The organism is Mitsuokella apri (assembly GCF_051886055.1).
Classification (GTDB): domain Bacteria; phylum Bacillota; class Negativicutes; order Selenomonadales; family Selenomonadaceae; genus Mitsuokella.
The window spans coordinates 1-5461 of record NZ_JBJEXT010000058.1 but is presented as its reverse complement, the minus strand read 5'-3'; the positions used below and the strand labels follow the sequence as shown (position 1 = coordinate 5461).

Annotated in this window: 8 protein-coding genes; 6 read left to right on the top strand and 2 right to left on the bottom strand. The window is 50.2% G+C overall.

What is annotated here, in order from left to right:
- Positions 1-159 precede the first annotated feature (159 nt).
- From ACI4OH_RS08515 to ACI4OH_RS08500, 4 genes are all read left to right on the top strand, one after another.
- Positions 160-981: a hypothetical protein gene (locus ACI4OH_RS08515; protein WP_435721799.1), complete on the top strand. Its 822-nt coding sequence runs from the start codon at positions 160-162 to the stop codon at positions 979-981.
- Between the two features lie 103 nt (positions 982-1084).
- Positions 1085-1996: a CCDC90 family protein gene (locus ACI4OH_RS08510; RefSeq protein ID WP_439784593.1), complete on the top strand. Its 912-nt coding sequence runs from the start codon at positions 1085-1087 to the stop codon at positions 1994-1996.
- Between the two features lie 169 nt (positions 1997-2165).
- Positions 2166-2603 carry a DUF1810 domain-containing protein gene (locus ACI4OH_RS08505; protein WP_435721801.1) on the top strand — a complete coding sequence of 146 codons (438 nt, stop codon included), beginning with the start codon at positions 2166-2168 and terminating at the stop codon, positions 2601-2603.
- Entirely contained in the window at positions 2600-3010 is a 411-nt protein-coding gene (locus tag ACI4OH_RS08500; protein WP_435721802.1) for a peptide deformylase, read from the top strand. Before ACI4OH_RS08505 ends, ACI4OH_RS08500 begins: the two co-directional genes overlap by 4 nt.
- 97 nt (positions 3011-3107) lie before the next feature.
- Here ACI4OH_RS08500 and ACI4OH_RS08495 read toward each other — a convergent pair whose 3' ends face one another.
- Both ACI4OH_RS08495 and ACI4OH_RS08490 read right to left on the bottom strand, forming a co-directional pair.
- Positions 3108-3335: a hypothetical protein gene (locus tag ACI4OH_RS08495; RefSeq protein WP_432647732.1), complete on the bottom strand. Its 228-nt coding sequence runs from the start codon at positions 3333-3335 to the stop codon at positions 3108-3110.
- A gap of 33 nt (positions 3336-3368) precedes the next feature.
- Positions 3369-4064 carry a DUF542 domain-containing protein gene (locus ACI4OH_RS08490; RefSeq protein ID WP_432647731.1) on the bottom strand — a complete coding sequence of 232 codons (696 nt, stop codon included), beginning with the start codon at positions 4062-4064 and terminating at the stop codon, positions 3369-3371.
- Between the two features lie 259 nt (positions 4065-4323).
- On the opposite strand from ACI4OH_RS08490, the gene ACI4OH_RS08485 reads away from it, so the two are divergent.
- Positions 4324-4866, top strand: a complete 543-nt coding sequence (locus ACI4OH_RS08485) for a methylated-DNA--[protein]-cysteine S-methyltransferase (RefSeq protein ID WP_435721803.1) — start codon at positions 4324-4326, stop codon at positions 4864-4866.
- A 132-nt stretch (positions 4867-4998) separates the two neighbouring features.
- Positions 4999-5461 (top strand): IS607 family transposase (locus tag ACI4OH_RS08480; protein WP_439784592.1); only part of this gene is annotated, 463 nt, incomplete at its 3' end.

Here is a 5461-nt window from a genome sequence, read left to right as displayed (position 1 = left end):
ATAGATGCATGGCATTCACCATGCGCTTCCAAAACTTTATATAGAGAATGCGGACATGCTTCCGCCTGTTTAATTAGATGAATCGATGAGCAGGCTCGAAGTATGTCTTTTTGTTTGCTCAAAATGCCAAATCATCATCTATATAAGGAGGCTTTCCGCATGGGAAATGACTACACAACCTGTTATAAGATCAAAGGGAATTCCGAGGGGATGCGCCGGCTCGTACGCATCGTCCACCGCATCCTGCGCTGGCGCGGCTCTTACGAGCAGTACTGGCGCCATCCGTGGGACCCGGAGAGAATTTATGGCCCCAGCTGCCGCGAGTCGCAGATTCAGCTCATCTGCCTCGCGATGCTGCATGACATCGACGAGCAGGACCTGCAGGAGTTGCCGGACGGACAGAGCCTGCTGACATTTTGGACGGAAACGCACAACGGCCCCATCGTCTGGCCGTGGTACGAGCTCACCGAGCGTTACGTGCCGGACGCGGAAATCTGGTATTACACCGAAGACATCTGGGGCAGCGATGTTTACACCAACGACATCTGCAAAAGATACTTCCCCCATGATTATGTTCTCTGTCTCCAAGGAGACAAACAATCGCATACGCCTGAGCTCGACCGCCTGCGCAGTGAAATTGCAAAGCCGCAGTTTTACCGCGAATGGCCGGCCGAGCGTCAGGATTACATCTCCTACTGGACGACAAGGGAACTTGCAGAGCTGCTGCGAAGGGTCCTCAGGCTTTCGCCAAAAGCCTATGTCGATGTGCCCAAAATCATGGAGCACAAGGCAAAGGAATGGCAAAAGCAGGGACTTTCCCTTCTCTGGGAACCCATCAGGCGCCTACGGCAGCAGGAAAGTCCCTGTGATGACTGCCTGCAGCGTTCCTCGCTTTGGGAAGAAAACTTCCGGCTTGAAGAGCAGCGCAGCGCTCTTGAACGGCTGCTTGAGGAGCTGCAGCAGGCTGGCCGGCAGGATTAAAGTATTCCGAAGGCACAAAGCCTCATCCCTCATCCTTATCCTTTGAGGCTTTGCACCTTTGCTAAAAATCTATACAGGTTGTCTATTTTAAGGAGGAATCTTCATGAACCGCATCTATCACATCACCTTCAAAATGGAAGGGCCAAAGGCTGAAGTCCTGCGCTTGACGCGCCTCTTGCACCGCATCACGGCTTGGCGCGGCGAGCTTTTTGACTGGCTTCGCCGTCATCCTGACGTGTCAGGAAAAAGCCGTGGGCCGCTCTCAGAAATCGCCACAACACTTCAGTCCAACGTCACAAACCGCAGTGTCGAGGCCCTGTCGGATGGCTGGCAGGTCCTGACGCTGGAAGTCCTTCAGGAATATCCGGAGGCCTTCGCCAATACGTACTTTTGGGAGCTGCTCCAGCAGCGCTTCCTGCCGGATGGCACGTGTTACTACCGCGTCACCGATATCGAACACCGCCGCATCTGCACAAACGATGTGTACGGCAAATACTTCCCCGAAACCTACATGCTCTGTGTCCTGCATGATGCAGGCTGGAAAAACGACGAACTCGACTCCATACGCAGGGAACTCCTGCAGGACAAGTACCGCTGCTGCGGCCGAAAAGGCCAGACAATGTATCTTTCCTACTGGGATGTCAATTCCCTGCGCTGGGTCCTGCGCGAAATTCTCGGCCTGCGGCGCCGTGTCCCGATTGATGAACGCCGCGTCCTCTGGCAAAAAGCCTGGGAATGGGCCACGGACTTCGGTTTCACGCTCATCTGGGGCATCGTCGAACGGCGGGCCCCAGAGAAACTGCTTCCCTGCCGCCACTGCCGCAAAATCCGCGACCTGCAGGCCGAGAACGAGCAGCTGCGTGGCGAAATTGCCGTGCTGCGCCAGCGCGTCCGGAATGAAATCCACAAACTCCAGCGCAAGGCCGAAGAAAGCCTAAATCCGTCCCCGAAGCTCATCTGCGAGCTCGAGAAAGGTCAGCAGGCACTTCGCAGACTGGATGACTTTTCGGCCTGACAAGACGCAGGGGCATGCCGCTAACTTGGCAGCATGTCCCTGTTATTTTTTTACCTACCAATAAAACGTTCCCCGCGATATAATGAATTTATAGCGCATTTATTTGCGTGACGACAGTTTATTGATTGATTTTTTTACGATTAACAGTCAGCATAGAGAGGAATCCATCATGATATATGATTTAACACGCTTTTTAAAAGCACAGGAAAATGATTACGATACTGCTCTTGCGGAAATTAGAGCCGGCCATAAGCGTTCGCATTGGATTTGGTACATTTTCCCACAAGTCAAAGGACTTGGTATGAGTGCAATGTCCGATTTCTACGGGCTTGATGGTATTGGCGAAGCGAAAGCTTATCTTGATAATGATATTTTGAGGAAACGACTGCTGGAAATCAGCAAAGCGCTTTTGTCTTTGCAGGCAAATGACGCGACAGAAGTCATGGGATACCCAGACGACATGAAACTTCATTCATCGATGACAATCTTCCACCTTGCCGCGCCCGATGAGCCTGTGTTCCGAGCTGTGCTTGATAAATTCTTTGCAGGAAAGTTAGACAAAAATACCTTGGCACTTTGTCAGGAAAACACGGAGGGAAATTTATGATTCGAGAAATCATGCGGGATACATTTTTCCTGCAACAAAAATCCATACCAGCCACGCCGCTCGACAAGCCGATTGCCATGGACCTTCTTGACACGCTCAAGTCCCATGCCGATGAATGCGTCGGCATGGCCGCGAATATGATTGGCGTGGTAAAATGTATCATCGCGGTCAATCTGGGACCGGTAAACATGGTCATGTTCAATCCCAAAATCACGAAACAAAAAGGTCCTTATAAAACGGCAGAAGGCTGTCTTTCGCTCACCGGCCAGCGCAACACACAGCGCTACAAAAAAATCGAAGTCGAATTCCAAGATATGGATTTCCAAAAACAAAAATTGACTTTCAATGGCTTTCCAGCGCAGATTATCCAGCACGAAATCGACCATCTTCAGGGCATCCTGATTTGATCGTTTTGGATGCGGCAAAAAAGGCAGAAGACTCACGGACCGTGAGTACTTCTGCCTTTTTGTGGGAAGGGTGGTTTGCTTTTATCTATCTATGTCATCAGCCGTTATTCGGATTCCAGCTGCTCATACCCATGGGCTCAATCGGATGGGCCTGGCTCAAGGGCGCGCCGCAGTTTGGGCAGCCCTTGCCCTCGCCGCAGGTATCACAGTAGAGCGTGCCGCAGTTGCTGCATTCATAGAGGAGCTCGTCCTGCTGAGCCGTCTCCTCTGCGCCGCAGTAGGCACACGAGTTCTGTTCGTTCTGCTGATTTTTTACTTCTGCCATGATATGGTCACGTCCTTTCAAGTTCTCTTACTTTTATTCCTGCTCTGCATATTCCGGGAAGGCGATGGAGTTTTCTTTGAAGATGTGGATGAAGATATCATCGAACAGGCTCTCCATGACCTGATACGTGCGCTGGAAGGTCGGGCAGGCGTCAGCCGGCGGCGTAAAGTTGTCCGTGAGCTGATAGATTTCCTTGATAATATCGCCGGCCCCCGTGTGCTCATCTTCGAGAGATTTGACATAATCGAGCGTCACCTTGTCCGGATGCGGATTCTGGCGCATCAGCGGGAAGACCAGGCGCTCTTCTTTGGCGAAGTGCTCTTCCAGCTCGGCCTTGAGCCCTGCATAGAGGTGATGCAGCTTCGTGAGCATCTCGCCGTGGTGCGGGTAATGGACGATGAGGATTTTATTGAGCAGCTCTTCCGTCTCGGCCATGAGCTGACGGTCCGTGACATGGTGCGTCGCTTCGAGGTCGTCGAGCATGTCGTTGACGGAAAGTTCCTTGAAGGAGTCAATATCTTCGTGAACATCGGCATGCGCCGTCGGACGGGCTGCGACTTCATTGAGCTCTTTGAGGAACTTGTCGACGTCCATGCCCTTTTCCTTGATGGCAATCGCGATAGCGTCGTGGCCGCCGCAGCAGTAGTCGAGGTGCAGATTATTAAGGAAACCAATCGTGTTCGGATGATCCTTTACCACCTGTGCCAGAGTCATATCTTTCGTAATCATATCGTATCGCTCCTTTTTCTATGCGCTTTGTTTCGTGTTTGTATTTTGCGTTTGTTTTTGTTTACAGTCATAGTATACGAAAAATACGATACGATTTCCGTGATTATAGCAACAGGTTCGTGATTCATGAAAAAGTCCAGTACTGGACTTTTTCGCGGAGCACAGCAAAATCATGCTGGGCAGGCAAAATTGGATTTCCAAAAATGAAAAGAATATATCTGCTGATTATGATATCCTGTAAGCAAAGGAGAAATGCTGCATGATTTACACTTCAACATACGCTTCACCGCTTGGCGAAATCACGATTGCCTGTGATGATACGGCGATTATCGGACTTTGGTTTGCCGGGCAAAAGTATTTTGCCGACATCCTGCCGCATACAAAAGATTCGATTGAGCAAAAGGACACTGCGCTGCTGCAGGAGGCCAGACGATGGCTCGATATTTATTGTTCCGGCCATGAGCCTGATTTTATGCCGCCGCTGCGCTGTGACTCCACCCCATTTCGTCAGGAAGTCTGCAATATCATGCGGACCATTCCGTACGGCAGTACGATGACATATGGAGAAATCGCGGCGCGGATTGCCAAAGAAAAAGGCCTTGCCAAAATGTCCGCGCAGGCTGTCGGCGGTGCCGTCGGGCATAATCCGATTACTCTGATGATTCCCTGTCACCGCGTCGTCGGGACAAATGGCAGTCTCACGGGCTATGCCGGCGGCCTTGCCCGCAAGCAGGCACTTCTCAAAATGGAAGGCGTAGATCTCAATTCATTCTTTGTGCCGAAAAAGGGCACGGCGTTATAATAGGTAGAAAAGATGAATGACGTGTATTTTCAATATGGAGAAATTGAATGATTAGTGAAAAAATAGAATAAAATAGATATTAATGCTATAATGTTCATAGCAGGATAAGCTGACAGATAGAAGGTGAATATTATGGCAGTATACAAACCAAAGGAAATGGCGGAAAAATTAGGTGTAACCGTCCGAACCCTTCAGGAGTGGGACCGCAGGCAAAAACTTCCTGCTTATCGAACCCCGACAGGCAGACGTTATTACACCGAAGAGCAGTATCTCGATTATATTGGTGAATCCGTTGTGAGTCATCGTAAAACGGTGGCTTACGCCCGTGTTTCTACACGCAGCCAAAAAGATGATTTGAAGAATCAAATCCATTTTATCCAAGCCTACGCCAATGGCAAAGGTGTTATCCTGGATGAGATTATTGAGGATTTTGGCAGCGGGCTGAACTACAAGCGCAAGAAATGGCTTGACCTATTAGAAGCCGTAGACCGCAACGAAGTTGGTACGATTTACGTGACGTATAAGGACCGTTTTATTCGATTTGGCTACGAATATTTTGAGCATTTTTGCCAAAATCACCAGACGCAGCTCATTG

What these genes read in the sequence shown, in the direction of transcription:
- ACI4OH_RS08515 (WP_435721799.1), top strand. Translation starts at nt 160, where the DNA reads ATGGGAAATGACTACACAACCTGTTATAAGATCAAAGGGAATTCCGAG.
- ACI4OH_RS08510 (WP_439784593.1), top strand. Translation starts at nt 1,085, where the DNA reads ATGAACCGCATCTATCACATCACCTTCAAAATGGAAGGGCCAAAGGCT.
- ACI4OH_RS08505 (WP_435721801.1), top strand. Translation starts at nt 2,166, where the DNA reads ATGATATATGATTTAACACGCTTTTTAAAAGCACAGGAAAATGATTAC.
- ACI4OH_RS08500 (WP_435721802.1), top strand. Translation starts at nt 2,600, where the DNA reads ATGATTCGAGAAATCATGCGGGATACATTTTTCCTGCAACAAAAATCC.
- ACI4OH_RS08495 (WP_432647732.1), bottom strand. Translation starts at nt 3,335, where the DNA reads ATGGCAGAAGTAAAAAATCAGCAGAACGAACAGAACTCGTGTGCCTAC.
- ACI4OH_RS08490 (WP_432647731.1), bottom strand. Translation starts at nt 4,064, where the DNA reads ATGATTACGAAAGATATGACTCTGGCACAGGTGGTAAAGGATCATCCG.
- ACI4OH_RS08485 (WP_435721803.1), top strand. Translation starts at nt 4,324, where the DNA reads ATGATTTACACTTCAACATACGCTTCACCGCTTGGCGAAATCACGATT.